This is a genomic window from Dyella sp. SG609 (assembly GCF_012275375.1).
GTDB classification, from domain to species: Bacteria; Pseudomonadota; Gammaproteobacteria; order Xanthomonadales; family Rhodanobacteraceae; genus Dyella_D; species Dyella_D marensis.
This window is the reverse complement of sequence record NZ_JAAZQJ010000006.1, coordinates 235,811-250,359: the sequence shown is the minus strand read 5'-3', so window position 1 is coordinate 250,359 and position 14,549 is coordinate 235,811. Positions and strand designations below refer to the sequence as shown.

The 14,549-nt window shown below is 68.4% G+C and carries 15 protein-coding genes; 5 read left to right on the top strand and 10 right to left on the bottom strand.

The window, feature by feature from the left end; all coding sequences use genetic code 11:
• Nucleotides 1-274: 274 nt before the first annotated feature.
• The gene (locus tag FHW85_RS13630) at nucleotides 275-1,372 is read left to right on the top strand and encodes a hypothetical protein (protein ID WP_168648584.1); all 1,098 of its coding nucleotides are present in this window, start codon (nucleotides 275-277) and stop codon (nucleotides 1,370-1,372) included.
• A 93-nt stretch (nucleotides 1,373-1,465) separates the two neighbouring features.
• Here the strand turns inward: FHW85_RS13630 and FHW85_RS13625 are convergent, their stop codons facing one another.
• The 3 genes from FHW85_RS13625 to FHW85_RS13615 all read right to left on the bottom strand — a co-directional run bounded on the left by FHW85_RS13625 (nucleotide 1,466) and on the right by FHW85_RS13615 (nucleotide 3,172).
• Nucleotides 1,466-1,627, bottom strand: a complete 162-nt coding sequence (locus FHW85_RS13625; RefSeq protein ID WP_090450405.1) for a 30S ribosomal protein THX — start codon at nucleotides 1,625-1,627, stop codon at nucleotides 1,466-1,468.
• 95 nt (nucleotides 1,628-1,722) lie between these two features.
• Complete coding sequence (locus FHW85_RS13620) at nucleotides 1,723-2,700, bottom strand: cation diffusion facilitator family transporter (protein WP_168648583.1); 978 nt, start codon at nucleotides 2,698-2,700, stop codon at nucleotides 1,723-1,725.
• Between the two features lie 49 nt (nucleotides 2,701-2,749).
• Entirely contained in the window at nucleotides 2,750-3,172 is a 423-nt protein-coding gene (locus FHW85_RS13615) for a MerC domain-containing protein (RefSeq protein WP_168648582.1), read from the bottom strand.
• A gap of 107 nt (nucleotides 3,173-3,279) precedes the next feature.
• Here FHW85_RS13615 and FHW85_RS13610 point away from each other — a divergent pair, with 107 nt between their 5' ends.
• Nucleotides 3,280-5,280: a TonB-dependent receptor gene (locus tag FHW85_RS13610; protein ID WP_168648581.1), complete on the top strand. Its 2,001-nt coding sequence runs from the start codon at nucleotides 3,280-3,282 to the stop codon at nucleotides 5,278-5,280.
• Nucleotides 5,281-5,399: 119 nt separating this feature from the next.
• On the opposite strand, the gene FHW85_RS13605 is transcribed toward FHW85_RS13610, so the two are convergent.
• The 3 genes from FHW85_RS13605 to gltX are packed head-to-tail and all read right to left on the bottom strand — an operon-like array spanning nucleotide 5,400 to nucleotide 7,636.
• Nucleotides 5,400-5,882, bottom strand: coding sequence for a transcriptional repressor (locus FHW85_RS13605; protein ID WP_167255744.1), 483 nt, complete (start codon nucleotides 5,880-5,882; stop codon nucleotides 5,400-5,402).
• 59 nt (nucleotides 5,883-5,941) lie between these two features.
• Nucleotides 5,942-6,220, bottom strand: coding sequence for a hypothetical protein (locus FHW85_RS13600; protein WP_168648580.1), 279 nt, complete (start codon nucleotides 6,218-6,220; stop codon nucleotides 5,942-5,944).
• A gap of 15 nt (nucleotides 6,221-6,235) precedes the next feature.
• Complete coding sequence (gltX, locus tag FHW85_RS13595) at nucleotides 6,236-7,636, bottom strand: glutamate--tRNA ligase (protein ID WP_168648579.1); 1,401 nt, start codon at nucleotides 7,634-7,636, stop codon at nucleotides 6,236-6,238.
• Nucleotides 7,637-7,665: 29 nt separating this feature from the next.
• Between gltX and FHW85_RS13590 the strand changes: the two genes are divergently transcribed.
• On the top strand, nucleotides 7,666-8,436 hold the full coding sequence (locus FHW85_RS13590; RefSeq protein ID WP_168648578.1) for a transporter: 771 nt from the start codon (nucleotides 7,666-7,668) through the stop codon (nucleotides 8,434-8,436).
• A 128-nt stretch (nucleotides 8,437-8,564) separates the two neighbouring features.
• Here the strand turns inward: FHW85_RS13590 and FHW85_RS13585 are convergent, their stop codons facing one another.
• Nucleotides 8,565-8,999, bottom strand: a complete 435-nt coding sequence (locus FHW85_RS13585; RefSeq protein ID WP_168648577.1) for a DUF4399 domain-containing protein — start codon at nucleotides 8,997-8,999, stop codon at nucleotides 8,565-8,567.
• 169 nt (nucleotides 9,000-9,168) lie between these two features.
• Between FHW85_RS13585 and FHW85_RS13580 the strand changes: the two genes are divergently transcribed.
• Both FHW85_RS13580 and FHW85_RS13575 read left to right on the top strand, forming a co-directional pair.
• A complete protein-coding gene (locus FHW85_RS13580; protein ID WP_168648576.1) occupies nucleotides 9,169-10,329 on the top strand; it encodes a glycosyltransferase family 1 protein in 1,161 nt (386 codons plus the stop codon).
• The gene (locus FHW85_RS13575; protein WP_167255756.1) at nucleotides 10,298-10,870 is read left to right on the top strand and encodes a phosphatase PAP2 family protein; all 573 of its coding nucleotides are present in this window, start codon (nucleotides 10,298-10,300) and stop codon (nucleotides 10,868-10,870) included. The genes FHW85_RS13580 and FHW85_RS13575 overlap by 32 nt, the downstream gene beginning before the upstream one ends.
• 4 nt (nucleotides 10,871-10,874) lie before the next feature.
• Here the strand turns inward: FHW85_RS13575 and FHW85_RS13570 are convergent, their stop codons facing one another.
• From FHW85_RS13570 to FHW85_RS13560, 3 genes are all read right to left on the bottom strand, one after another.
• Nucleotides 10,875-11,573 carry a 4'-phosphopantetheinyl transferase superfamily protein gene (locus FHW85_RS13570; protein ID WP_168648575.1) on the bottom strand — a complete coding sequence of 233 codons (699 nt, stop codon included), beginning with the start codon at nucleotides 11,571-11,573 and terminating at the stop codon, nucleotides 10,875-10,877.
• 92 nt (nucleotides 11,574-11,665) lie between these two features.
• The gene (locus FHW85_RS13565; RefSeq protein WP_210427792.1) at nucleotides 11,666-13,060 is read right to left on the bottom strand and encodes an MATE family efflux transporter; all 1,395 of its coding nucleotides are present in this window, start codon (nucleotides 13,058-13,060) and stop codon (nucleotides 11,666-11,668) included.
• Nucleotides 13,057-14,541: a cytochrome P450 gene (locus FHW85_RS13560; RefSeq protein WP_168648574.1), complete on the bottom strand. Its 1,485-nt coding sequence runs from the start codon at nucleotides 14,539-14,541 to the stop codon at nucleotides 13,057-13,059. Before FHW85_RS13560 ends, FHW85_RS13565 begins: the two co-directional genes overlap by 4 nt.
• Nucleotides 14,542-14,549: the final 8 nt, after the last annotated feature.

The following is a 14,549-nucleotide window of genomic DNA, read 5'->3' as shown; positions in this document are numbered from 1 at the left end:
TCAGTTTTCGAACATGCGGTATGTCGGTTCCGTGCCGGTGCTTCCGGGCGTGGATGGCGCGGGCTCGACGGCATGGGCGCCCCTGCCCGATCCTTGCCGTGAAGGCTGGTGCGTGCGCGTATCGACGAGCCGCGAGGCGACGGCGGAGTTGCCGCCGGATCCTGCCGCGGCGACCGACGGTCGCATTCTTCCGCTTATCTCCCACCTCCAAGCGGTGGCAAGGGCCATCGCACCGGACGTTTCCGTCGCGATCGAAAGCGCCGCGGACTTTGCCATGATCGAATCCGCCGATCCGGCCCTGCTGCCGGCGGCCCTGCTCGATGCCTGGCAAGCAGCCCTGCTCGACGCCTGCGATGCGGGCGACGATCAAGCACGCTGGCTGCTCGTCCAGGTGCTCTCCATGCAGATGGACCGGGCCGGCATGCCGCAGGTGCATGCACTGCATCGCGTTGCGCAGGCGCATGCCCTGCATGGCGAAGAGCAGGCGCAGGAGGACGCGAGACCCGAGTGGCAGGCGCGGCGCATCGAGCTGGATCTGGCGCTGGCCAGGCGGCTGAGCGGCGCATCGAGACGCTTCGCGCTGCACGACATGGACCTGCGCCACGCAGCGGCGGTCGAGCAAGGTTCCGGCGCGGTGCTCAAGGCCTGGATCGAAACGCTGCTCTACACGGCCGAGCAGCAGCTGGGCGACGTCGCGCGGAGCAAGCTGACCGAAGCCATGCTGGCAGCCCGGCGCCTGTGCGCCGTGCCGGGCATGGCCGACGCCGGAGAGTACCTGCTGGCGCGGGTGCTGCTGCGCCTCGCCGGCCGCGAGCGCGGCGAAGTGCGCCTGCAGATGCTGGCCGAGGCACAGCACCTGCTGGATGCGCTGTTTACGCGCACCTCCAGCGCGCGCGTCGCCATGGCGGTAGCCGAAGCCTCGCTGGAACACGGCCGCGCCGCCCCCGTGGAATCGGCGAAGCAGATCTTTTCCCACGCGCTCGCCCACGCCTTCATCGCCGGCTGCGAGCCGCGCTGGCAACAGGCCAGCCTGCGCTGCCGCCTCGCCATCCAGCTCGCTTACGAAGCCTTGCCGGAAATGTCGCCGCAAGGCCATGTCGCGCTCGACCTGGCGCGCAAGCTGGAGCGCCAGCCGCTGCCGCCGGCCGAAGCGATCGAAGGCATGGCCCAGACCTTTATCCGCCATGGCGAATTCGCGCGCGCCTGCCGCCTGTGCGCAAAGGCGTGGCTGGCGGGCATGCGCTTGCGCGCCTTGTCTCCAGCGTGGCGGCAGGCCGCCACGGCCTGGCGGAACCAGCTCGCCTCCGCCCGCGAGCACGCCGACTGGCAGGAAAACGAACGCCACCGCCGCATCGCGGCCCAATGGCAATGAGCACGCGTGTGGCGCCGTCGCCCCAAAGAAAAAGCCCCGCCGTAGCGGGGCTTTTCGAGCGGAACCCGTCTCTGCCCGAGACAGGCCGGCGCTTCAGGCCGACTTCTTCTTCGGCGCGGCCTTCTTGGCGGCGGCCGGCTTGGTCACGGTCTCCTTGGCGCCCACCACGGCAGGCTGCGCGCCGTGCACGCGGGTGTTGCCGTAGCTGCCACGGTAGGTCTTGCCGCGACGGGTCTTGCGATCGCCCTTGCCCATGGGGAACTCCTTGGTTAGACGTAAGTTGAACGGCCGATCATCCTAGCAGTGGCCGCCCAAAGCGCAATAGGCGCCCGGAGCGCGGCCAGGCAGGTTCAATCGCGGCGCTGGCCGGCGCAGCCGCGGGTGTGATCCGGGCACGGGCCGGGGTCGATCTGCACCGTCACATGCCGTATGCCGAAGCGCTCGCCGAGCACGCGGTTGATCGCCGCGATCGCGGTGGCGCCGCTGCCCTCGTCGTGCAGTTGCGCATGCACGGTGGCCATGCGCGAACCCGAAGCGAGCTGCCACACGTGCAGATGGTGCACATTGCTGATGGAGACATCCGATTCGCGCAAGGCGATTTCGATCTCGCCCGTATCCAGCCCTTCCGGCACGCCTTCCAGCAGGATGTGCGCGGAGCGGCGCAGCAGGCGCCAGGCGCTGTTGAGGATCAGCAGCGACACCAGCAGCGACAGCACCGGGTCGGCCCACAGCCAGTCCATCCAGCGCACCGCCAGGGCAGCAAGCACCGCGGCCACCGAACCGAGCAAGTCGCCCAGCACGTGCAGCGCCGCGCCGGCCACGTTCACGTCGTCATGGTCATGGCCATGCAGGGTGCGCAGCACCACCAGGTTCACCACCAGGCCCACCAGCGCCACGATGAACATCACGCCGGAAAGAATCGGCGTCGGCGTGAACAGGCGCTCGATCGCCTCGTAAGCGATAAAGGCCACCAGCGCGAACTGCGTCAGCGCATTGAGGAAACCCGCCAGCACTTCCACGCGGCCGTAGCCGTAGCTGCGCCGCGCATCCGCGGGGCGGCGCGCCATCCACGCGCCGAGCACCGCCAGCAGCAGCGCGAGCGCATCCACCAGCATATGGCCGGCGTCGGCCAGCAGGGCCAGCGAGCCTGACCACAGTCCGCCGACCGCCTCGGCGATCATCATCAAGGCGGTGAGCACGAAGGCGAAGGCGAGCTTGCGCTCGCGGCCGTTCAAGCCGGCGCCTGCGTGCGCATGATCGTGGCCGTGCGCGCCGTGCTCGTGCGCGTGATCGGCATGATCGTGGGAATGGCCGTGCGTATGACTCATGCGCGAATGCTAGGAAGCGCGCTCGCCGTTACACAATCACGAGGCCGCATCAGTGCGCGCAATCCACGCTGTGCACGTGCCCCTGCTCGCGGTCCGCGCGCAGGTTGATGAAATGCGCGGCCGCCACCAGCAGGCCGCCGCAGGTGACCAGCACGCTGTGCACGCCGATCGAATAACCCTCCGCCACGGTGACGCCGAGCACCAGCAAGGCGAGTCCCGGCAATGCCAGGCGCAAGGGCAGCACGCGATGGTGGCGGCGATAGCCGCTGAGCAGGCTGACCAGCGCCAGCACGCAGGCGAACAGCACGAAGGCGCGCTCGAAACGGTGATCGGCGAGGAAGCCCAGGCCGAGCAGCGGCAGCAGCGCCAGCACGAACGGTAGCGCGGCGCAGTGGATCGCGCACAGGAACGACGCCGTCGCACCGATGCGATCGGCGATGCGCCACCAGTGGGTTTTGCTCTCCTGGTCCATCGGTCGACTCGTAAAAAAATGCGCCAAACGTGACTTCTTGCCTGGGCGACGGGAAGTGATGTTACTTTATAACACTCATGGAATCCACTCCCCAGGAACAACCCAGCATGCGCAAGACCATGATCGCCATCGCCCTCGCCGCCAGCCTGGCCGCCATCGCCCCGCCGCTGCAGGCGGCCGACGAAACCACGGATATCGCGGCGGACAAGGACAACCACAAGCCCAAGGCCAAGGATCTCGACGCGATCACCGTCAACGCCGTGCCCCTGGGCCAGCAGGCCGATCAGATCGTGGCCCCCGTGGCCGTGCTGGCCGGCTCGGCGCTGGACGAAGTGAAGGCCGGCACGCTGGGCGAGACAGTCTCCGCCATCCCCGGCGTGCAGACCACCGGCCTGGGCAAGGCGGTGGGCCGGCCGGTGATCCGCGGCATGGACGGCCCGCGCGTGGCGGTGCTGGAAAACGGCCTGGGCTCGCAGGACGTGTCCAATATCAGCCAGGACCACGCCACCTCGGTCGAGCCCTTCCTGGCCGACCAGATCGAAGTGCTGAAAGGCCCGTCCACCCTGCTCTACGGCTCCGGCGCCATCGGCGGCGTGGTCAACGTGGTCGACGGCCGCATTCCGATGGCCGCGCCGCAGAACGGCTTCAGCGGCCGCGCCGAAGGCCGCTACGACACCGGCACCCAAGGCAAGACCGGCGTGTTCCGCGCCGACGCCGGCAACCAGCAGTTCGCCCTGCACGTGGACGGCATGCGCCGCGACGACGGCAACTACGACATTCCCGGCGGCACCCAGGCCAACAGCCAGGTGAAGACCACCTCCGGCGCGGCCGGCGCCTCGCTGCTGGGCGACTGGGGCTACTTCGGCCTCTCCGTATCGCGCTACCTGGACAAGTACGGCAGCCCCGCCGAGCCGGGCAACGCGGAAGAAGGCGAGCCGCCCGTGCACATCAAGCTGGAACAGACCCGCTACGACATGAAGGGCGGCTTCAACCAGCCGCTGCCCGGCATCGCCAAGGCGGAAGTCAGCTTCGGCCACAACGACTACCAGCACGTGGAATACGAAGGCGAGGCCGCCGGTACCACGTTCAAGACCAAGGCCAACGAAGGCCGCCTGCTGTTCACCCACGACCCGCTGGCCGGCTGGGAAGGCGCCTTCGGCCTGCAGTACATCCATCGCGACTTCTCCGCCGTCGGCGAGGAGACCTTCGTGCCGCCCACCTCGACCAAAGCCTGGGGTTTGTTCCTCACCGAGCAGCGCCAGTTCGGTCCGCTGAAGCTGGAACTGGGCGCGCGCACCGACCGCCACACCGTCACGCCGGACGACCAGCCGCGCCGCAAGTTCTCTCCGTCCAGCTTCTCCGCCGGCGCGTCGTGGCGGTTCACCGAACGCTGGCACCTCAGCCTCAACCTCGATCGCGCCCAGCGCGCGCCGGCCGAGGAGGAACTGTTCGCGCACGGCCCGCATGCCGCCTCCAACAGCTACGAAATCGGCGACGCCAACCTGAAGAAGGAAACCGCCAACCAGGCCGAGCTCGCGCTGCACTATCACGGCGATTTCGTCGAAGGCAAAGTCGCCGTCTACAGCAACCGCTACCACGACTTCATTTACCTGGCCGACACCGGCGAAGTCGAAGACGGCATGCCGGTGCGCACCTGGTCGCAGCGCGACGCGAAGTTCCGCGGCGCCGAAGCCGAAGCCACCTTCCATCTGGCCCGCAACGCCAGCGGCGCCTGGGATTTCCGCGCCTACGGCGACACCGTGCGCGCGGAGCTGGAACACGGCGGCGGCAATCTGCCGCGCATCCCCGCCGGGCGTCTCGGCGGCCAGCTGAGCTGGAGCCGCGACGACCTGCGCGCCAGCGTCGGCGCCGTGCGCTACTTCGCGCAGAACCGCACCGCCGCCTTCGAAACGCGCACCGCCGGCTACACCCTGGTGAATGCGCATGCCGCGTGGACCTTCCACAACGGCGAGCGCAGCCAGTGGGAAGCCTTCCTCGACGGCAGCAATCTCACCAACCGCAAGGGCCGCCTGGCCACGTCGCTGTTCAAGGACCAGGTCCTGCTGCCGGGACGCAGCGTGTCGATGGGTCTGCGCGCGTTCTTCTGAGCACCACCGCGTTCTCGGCCGCGCCAGCCCCTCTCCCCCCTCGATGGCGCGGCCGAAACCAAGGGGCGCGATGTGCAATACATCGCGCCCCGCCTTTTATCCGAGACAGAAAACGGGCCTCAGCCCTTGCGGCAGTTCTTGCAGATGCCGTGCACTTCCAGCGTCTGCGCCTGCGGACGGAAGCCGAACGCCTTGGCCTGCGCCTCGATCAGTTCGGCCACGCGCTCGTCGCACACTTCCTGCGCGCTGGAACACACGTCGCAGATCAGGAACGGCACCTGGTGCGCCTCCGCCGGATGGTGGCAGGACACGAACGCGTTGATCGATTCCAGCTTGTGGATGAAGCCGTGCTCGAGCAGGAAATCGAGCGCGCGGTACACCGTGGGCGGCGCCGCATTGCCATGGCGCTCGCGCAGGTGGTCGAGCAGGTCGTAGGCCTTCACCGGCTTGCCGGCGGCAGCCACCAGTTCCAGCACTTCCTTGCGCAGCGGGGTCAGGCGCAACCCGCGTTCCTCGCTCGCGTTTTCCACCGCGCGCACGAAGCCCTTGGCATCGTCGTGATGGTGGTGATCGTGCGGCTTGTCGGTAGCGGAATGGCTCATGGGTTCACCTCGGGGCGCGATGATACACCGGCCCGGGTAAGAGCCCGGCAAGAGCCCGTTCAGGGCCGCCGGCGCGGCAGCGGCGGCGGCAACAGCCGCCTGGGCCGCAGCAGGATCGCCACCCAGCCCAGCGGCCCCAGCACCGCCGCCCACACCACGCCTTCCCAGGTGCGCCCGCGCCACCAGCCCAGCAGCGCGCCGACCGCCACGAACACCAGCGACCACCAGAACAGCGCCGCCCACGGCACCATCGCCATGATGTTCCAGAAGATGTGCCAGCTCGCGTCCGGCGCATCCATGTCCACGCCCTGGGTGGCGCTGGCGAGCAGCTCGTCCACGGCGGCGCGCGCGCCTTAGCCGCGCGCCCGCGCGATGGCGTCGTCGATGCGCTTGAGCGCTTCCTCGCGGCCGGCCAGGAACACCGTGTGATCGATCGACGGCGACACCTGGGTGCCGGTCATCGCCACGCGCAGCGGCTGGGCGATCTTGCCCATGCCCAGCTCCAGTTTCGCGGCGATCTGCTCCACCGCCTGGTGGATCGCTTCCGGCGTCCATTCGCAGGCGGCGAACAGCGCCCTGGCCTGCTCCAGCACCGCGATGGCGCTGTCGTTGCGCAGGTGCTTGGCCACCGCCTTGTCGTCCCATTCGACGATCGGGCCGTACCAGATCTTCGCGCGCTCGGCCATTTCCTTCAGCGTCTGCACGCGGTCGCGCAGCGCCACGATCACGTCGGCCGGCGCCGGGCCCTTGCTGTAGTCGATGCCGGCCAGCTGCAGCTGGTGCTCGAATTCCGGCGCGATCGCCTGCGGCTCGTCGGTCTTCAGGTAATGCTGGTTGAGCCAGGAAAGCTTGGTGACGTCGAAGCGCGAAGCGGCCTTGTTGACGTCGCCGATATCGAACAGCGCGATCATCTCCTGCGCGGAGAAGATCTCCTGGTCGCCATGCGACCAGCCCAGGCGCACCAGGTAGTTGAGCAGCGCGTGCGGCAGGAAGCCGTCGTCGCGGTACTGCATGACGCTCACCGCGCCGTGGCGCTTGCTCAGCTTCTGGCCGTCGGGGCCGAGGATCATCGGCAGGTGCGCGAACTCCGGCACCGGCTTGTCCAGCGCCTTGTAGATGTTGATCTGGCGCGGCGTGTTGTTGACGTGGTCGTCGCCGCGGATCACCTCGGTGATGCCCATGTCGATGTCGTCCACCACCACGGCGAAGTTGTAGGTCGGCCAGCCGTCGGAGCGGAAGATCACCAGGTCGTCCAGCTCGGCATTGGCCCACTCCACGCGGCCCTTCACCTTGTCGTCGAACACCACCGAGCCTTCCAGCGGGTTCTTGAAGCGGATCACCCGGTTGGGATCGTCGCGCAGCGGCTCGTTGCGGTCGCGGTAATAGCCGTTGTAGCGCGGCTTCTCGCCGCGGGCCATGGCGGCCTCGCGCATCGCCTCGATCTCTTCCTTGCTCTCGTAGGCGTAGTACGCCTTGCCGGCCTTGAGCAGCTCGTCGGCCACCTGCTTGTAGCGCTCCAGGCGATGGGTCTGGTAGACCGGGCCTTCGTCGTGGACCAGGCCCAGCCAGCGCATGCCGTCCAGGATGGCCTGCACCGCCTCCTGCGTGGAGCGCTCGCGGTCGGTATCCTCGATGCGCAGCACGAACTGGCCGCCGCGGCGGCGCGCTTCCAGCCAGCAATACAGCGCGGTGCGGGCGCCGCCGATATGCAGGAAGCCGGTAGGACTGGGGGCGAAGCGGGTGCGGACGGTCATTGGATCTTCTTGGGGTATGGAGCGAAACGATGGATTTTAGCCGATTCGGCCGGTGGCACCGCGCCCTGCTGGCGGCCCTTCTGGCCAGCGGCGCCGCCGCGGCGCTGGCTGACGACGCCCCCGGCTTCGACCGCCCCGGCTGGGGCTTCGCCACCAACCCGCTGCACGCCGGCCAGTTCGCCTACGAACAAGGCCTGCCCGACTGGAGCCGCCAGCGCGACGCCGGCGCCCGCAGCGACCTGTCCATGTACGACAGCCTGCTGCGCCTGGGCCTGGGCGGCGGTACCGAACTGCAGCTCGGCGGCACGCCGTACAACCGCCTGCGCCAGACCGGGCAAGCGTCCGTGCACGGCCGCGGCGACACCACGCTGGGCCTGAAATGGGTCCCCGTCACCGGCGACGTATGGTCGTGGGGCCTGCTCGGCACTGCGGAATTCACCGACGGCGCGCGCGCCTTCCGCAACGACCATCCCGCCTACACCTTGGGCTTCGACGCCACCCAGCAGACCGGCGGCAAAGTGGCCTTCGGCTATTACGCGCAATGGCAGCGCAGCGGCGGCAAGGACAGCGTCCAGTTCGCGCCCAGCATCGGCTACCAGTTCAATCCGCAGTTCGGCGCGTATCTCGAAGCCATGGCCCAGCACGACGGCAGCCAGGGCTTCGGCAGCGAAGCCGGCACCGACCTGGCCTGGCAGCCGCTGGCCAATCTGCAGTTCGACAGCTGGGTGCGCCACCGCCTGGGCGGGCATGCGCCGAGCTGGGAGGCCGGGCTCGGCGTGGCGATGTTTTTCGGGCGCTGACCCCGAACCTGTGGCGTAGGTTGGGGTGAGCCGAAGGCGAACCCCAACGTTGCAGCACACGCATCGCACGAATGTTGGGGTTCGCCTTCGGCTCACCCCAACCTACGCCGGAGGTGTCAGCCGTTGCCTTACTTCACATGCACGGTGATCTTCTTCGAGACCACCGCCGGATCGAACGGAATGTGGTTCTCGTCCGCCAGCTCCAGCTGCAGCGTGTGCGTGCCGGGCTTGAGCTTCACCGTGGTCTCGGTCTGGCCGTTGCCGAAGTGCAGGTGGTTCTCGTCCTTCGGAATCACCTGGCCGGCGGCCGGCAGGTCCTTCACGTCGACCAGCAGGTGGTGATGGCCGGTGCCGTCCTTCTTCACCCCGGCCGGGGCCACGCCCATGCCCTTGAGGCCGAACGTGACGGTGAATTCCTGGCCCACGGTGGCGCCGTCCTTCGGGCTGATGATGTAGACCTCGGCGCCGGCGGGGGACTTGGTCACCGGCAGGCCGGGAGCGTCGGCGGCGATCGCGGCGGCGGCCGTCGAGGCCAGGGCCAGAGCGAACAGGATGCGCTTCATCGTGGGATCTCCTTGGCATGAAGGGGGACGGCCAGTGTAAGCGCATCGTCATGCGGAAAGCGCCCTACGAACTCTCAACTGGGAGCAGTCGTAACGCGGGCGTCATGAACGCGCCACGCCCCCGCAACGCCCCAGGACGAATCTATGCCGGGCCAGCACAGGTATCGCCATGCGCATCGGCATTGTCACTGAGACGTATCCGCCGGAAATCAACGGGGTCGCACTTACCGTGCACAGCCTCGCCGCCGGCCTCGCCGCTCGCGGCCACACCGTCGAGCTGACCCGGCCGCGCCAGGCCGAACCGTTCCACGACGAGCCGGGCATCTTCCCTGTCGAAATGCGCGGCGCCGCACTGCCGCGCTATCCGGGCCTGCGCTTCGGCCTGCCGGCCGGCCGCAACCTGCGCGAACGCTGGACGCGGCTGCGCCCCGACGCCATCTACGTCGCCACCGAGGGCCCGCTGGGCTGGTCGGCGGTGCGCGCGGCCAAGGCGCTGGGCATTCCCGCGGCCACCGGCTTCCACACCCGTTTCGATACCTACGCCAACCACTACGGCGTGGGCTTCCTTACCCCGGTCGTGCGCGGCTACCTGCGCCGCTTCCACTGCCGCGCCGCCGCCACCCTGGTGCCGACCGACGCACTGGCGCGCGAACTGGCGGACCTGGGCGTCGAAACGGTGCGCCTGCTGCGCCGCGCCGTGGACACCCAGCTGTTCCATCCCAGCCACCGCGATCTCGAACTGCGCGCCTCCTGGGGCGTCGACGGCAATACGCCGGTGGTGCTCTACGTCGGACGCATCGCCGCGGAAAAGAACCTGGACCTGGCCGTGCGCACCTTCCGCGCGATCCAGCGCGACGTACCCAAGGCCCGCTACGTGTGGGTGGGCGACGGCCCCTCGCGCGCGGCGCTGCAGGCGGCCAATCCCGACTTCATCTTCGCCGGCGTGCAACGCGGCGAGGCATTGTCGCGCCACTACGCCAGCGCCGACGTATTCCCCTTCCCCAGCCTCAGCGAAACCTTCGGCAATGTGATCCTCGAAGCGCTCGCCGCCGGCCTGCCGGTGGTGGCCTACGAGGAAGGCGCCGCGCGCGAGCATCTGTCCTCCGGCATCAACGGCTTCCGCATCGAGGCCGGCAACGAGCGCGCCTTTATCGACGCTGCCTGCACGCTCACCGCCAACGCCAGCCTGATCCGCCACATGGGCCGCGCGGCGCAGGCCAGCATCGCCAACCTCTCGCCGGACGCGGTGATCCGCGAATTCGAATCCCTGTTGCGTGAACTGGCCAAGGAGCATCGCGATGAACACTCTGCCGCCGCTGCACACGCCTGAGCTTTCCGCCGGACCACGTTTTGCCATCGACCGGCGCATCTGCGTCGCCGCCAACCACTGGGGCGCGCGCCGCGCCGTCGGCGTGTTCTTCGGCCTCGTCAGCCGCCTGGGCGACGGGGTGTTCTGGTATTCGCTGATGCTGGCCCTGGCCCTGTTCGACGGCCGCCGCGGCCTGGCCGCCGCCGCGCAGATGGCCATCACCGGCCTGACCGCCCTGCTGCTGTACCGCCTGCTCAAGCGCTGGACCCGCCGCCCGCGCCCGTTCCGCGCCTGCCCCGGCGTGATCGCCCACGTGCCGCCGCTGGACGAATTCAGCTTTCCCTCCGGCCATACCTTGCAGGCGGTGAGCTTCACCATCGTGGCGCTGGCCTGGTACCCCCTGCTGGCCCCGCTGCTGCTCACCTTCACGGCGCTGGTCGGCGCCTCGCGGGTGATCCTGGGGCTGCATTATCCGAGCGATGTGATCGCCGCCACCGCGATCGGCGGTGCGCTGGGTTCGCTCTCGCTGTGGGTGCTGCCGCTGATGCATTGGATGCATTGAGCGGTCAGCGGTTCCATGCGCAGCTGGTGATGGCGGTGCTGTCGTCGAGCAGCGAGTAGCCCAGGCGGAAGCGCATGCCGGCCAGCAACGCCGGCGCCAAGCTCTCGGCGATTTCCGCCTCGATCGCGACTTCATTCGAATCGACGATCTTCAGCGCACTGAACTCGAAGACCCGGCCGACTTCCGCCGCGGTCGCCTTGTAGAAACTTTCCTTGGCGGAAAACGCGATGGTCAGCGCCATCGGTTCGCCGAACCGCCGCGCAAGTGCGGCCAGCACCTTGCGCTCCGCCGCATCGACCACCGATTGCACGATGGCATCGAACGCGCCTGGCGCCACCACGTGCTCGATATCGATCCCGACGCCGCGTACCGCGTTTTCGCGCGTGGCCACGGCCGCCGCGATTCCCACCGCATGCGTAATGCTCCCGATAAAACCCTGCGGCCATGCAGGCGCGCGCGACGGCCCGATCGCCAGGTCGCCCGCCTCAGCGCCAGCTTCCGAGAGCGCCGCCATCGCAGCACGCCGTCCGGCCAGATATTCCGCCTTGCGCTTTGCCACGCTTCGCGCGATGGATGGCGGGCAGGCGATGCCGTGATGGGCGAAATGCGTGTCGTCGCTTTCCTCCACATCAAACGGCAACGCGAATGCGTCGGGCAGATTCCCTGGATGTCGCTCCAGCGACAGGCGCCGCAACTCCTGCATGTCCTATCCTTTGCACATCGCCTCTACGCAAGCCCCTCTCCCTTCGGGTCGCCGGAGGGAGAAGGATTCGAGACTGCAGAACCGACGCGAGCTCAAGCTTCTACTTGCGGCCTCAACACGATCTCGTTCTGCCGCCGCCTCACCGCCACCCATATTCTCCAGAAATACAGCACCCCGATACCCGCCTCGAACGACGACCCCACCACCCATGCCGTCGGCAGATACTCCGCATCCCCCACATGCCCCAAGGTAATCAGATAAACCGTGGGAATGCTCAACACCCACATCATCACGAAGCGTACCGCGAACAGGAACCGCGTCAGGCCGAACGCCTCCAGCACCGCCTGCCCCGTCATCGAGAACGCGAACGCCAGCGAGTACGTCCACAGTACTTTCGAGGTGGCCACCGCCGCGTGGCGGATCTCGTCGGGCTTGTCCGCCAGCCCGAACGGATCGAGCAGCACGTTCGGCGTGACGATCTGCAGATATGCGGTAAATGCCACGTACGCCAGCTCCAGCGCCAGCGTCACCAGCATGATGCGCGGCACCTGCTCGAACTCCCCCTGCCCCAGCGCATTGCCGCACAGCACGCTGCAGCCTATCCCTAAGCCCAGCAGCGGAATCACGCCGATATAGCTCACCGTGAGGTTGACGTTGTTGGCCGCCAGCGCGATCGCGCCCAGCCCGGCGATGATCCAGATAAACGCCGCATTGCCGAAGTTGCCGATGCCCGCCGTCACGCCCAGCGCCACACCCTTCCTGATCCGCGGCATCAGATCGCCGCGATGCAGCCCGCGCGCCGCCACCAGCCGCCGCACGTCGCTCCACACGTCCCTGGGCATGTACGCCACATAGATCAGCGTGATCGCCAGGGTGCCGGCCAGGGTGCCCAGCGCCGAACCGCGCATGCCCAGCTCCGGCAGGCCGAAGCGGCCGAACACCAGGCCGATGGTCGCCACGATGCCTGCCGCCTGGCCGATCAGTCCCGCCACCAGGGTGATGCGCGTCTTGCCGATGCCGTTGAAGTACGACGACAGCGCCATGTTGAAGGTCATTGCCGCGCCGAAATACGCCGACCAGTAGAGAAACTGCGCTTCCAGCCGCGTGAGGTTAGCCGGCCGGTCGCTGAGCGCCGGGATCCACGCCATCAGCGGCGCCATCAGCCACAGCAGCAGCGCGAACACCACGCCCACCACCACGCCGATCGCCGCCTGCCACGCCGCATCCGCGTGCCCCGAGCGGCCATAGGCCTGCGCCACGCAGGAACGCGAGAAGCCCACCACGGCGACGAAGAAGCCGACGATCGCCATCGCCGTGTACACCGCGGGGCCGGACGCCGCCAGCGTATCGGCCGAGTACCGCGCCAGGCAGATGCGGTCGACCAGCATCATGATCAGGTTGCCGATCATCGAGCCCATCAGGGGCAGCGACACCTTCAGGATGCGCCGCGCGATGGCGGCGCTGGACGCGGGCGCGATGGCGTTCAAGCCGCGCCTCCCGCCGGCGGCACGCGCAGCTTCAGCCGCACCGGCACGGAACTCGGCGCCATGAAGAAATTCAGCAGCTCCTTCGCGGGCGGCGCCTTGGGGTCGGGCTCCAGCTCGAAGTTGCGCATGATCATCGACACCACCACCTTGATCTCGGTCAGCGCCAGGAACCGCCCAGGGCACAGTCGCGCACCGCCGCCGAACGGAAACAGCTTGCGGCTGGGGTCTTCCTCGCCGGGCTCGCGGAGTTCCGCCACCCAGCGCTCGGGCCGGAAACGATCCGGCTCGGGGAACTGCGCCGCGTCGTGCCCCTCGCCCGCCGTCGCCACGATGATCGCGGTGTTCTTCGGAATGAACGTGTCGGCCACCACGCAATCGGCGTTCGCGGTCAGCCCCAGATACGGCGCCACCGCCTTCAGCCGCTGCGTCTCGCTGTGCGCCGCCTCCAGATAATGGAAGGCCTTCATCTGCTCCCACTCGCGCGGCAGCGGCGCCTCGCCCAGCACCTGGTCCGCTTCCGCCGCCAGCGCGGCCGCGGCAGCCGGATTCTGCGCCAGCAGGCACAGCATCCAGCCGATCGAGTTGGCGGTGGTGTCCTCGCCGCCGATCACGCTGAGGATGGCATTGGCCACCAGTTCCTCGTCGGTGAATTCGGATTCGGGATCCTCGCTGGCGGCGATCATCGCCTCCAGCATGTTGGCCGGCTTGCGCTGCAGTTCGCGCTGCTGCTCCATGCGCTGGCGCGTGTTGCGGATGAACTCCTGCACCCGCGTCTCGATCTCGGCGAAGGAGCGCTCCGCCGCGCGGTCCACCGGCAATCTGAAGTAGCGCCAGTACGGAAACGCCGCGGTGGTGCGCTGGCCCAGGCGCTGGAACATGCTGTCGATATCGCGCTGCAGCGGATCGCCGTCCTGGTTCACCGCGTCGATATCGTGGCCCATGGCGATGCCGACGATGGTATCCAGCGCCATCGCCTTGAGGTCGCGGCGCAGGTCGATGGCGCGGCCTTCGAGCACCGCCTTCTTCCAGCGTTCGAGCATGCGCTCGGTCAAGGTCACCATCTTCGGGAAGAAGTTGCGGATCACCTCGGCATTGAGCCCGCTCATCACCAGCTTGCGCTGCTTGCGCCAGGCCGCGCCCTCGGCGGTGAACACGCCGCCGATGTTGAGCTCGTTCATGATCGTCTTCAGCCCGCCGTTGCGGCGGAAGCCGTCGGGACGCTCGCGCATCACGCCATGCGCGGTGGCCGCGTCGGAGACGATCACGATGGTGTGGCCGAACACCTGCAGGCGGAACATCGGTCCGTACTCGCGCACCCAGGCGCTGAACTTCTGGTGCATCTGGCGGCCGCTCAGCTGCAGCGCATTGCCGACCACCGGCTGGCCCTTCGGCGCGGGCAGATCCTCGATGCGGCGCGTGTAGCTGAGCTCGGCCGGGGCTTCTTCGGGCAAGGCCAGTGCTTCGGAGACGGTTTCGTTCATGGCATTCC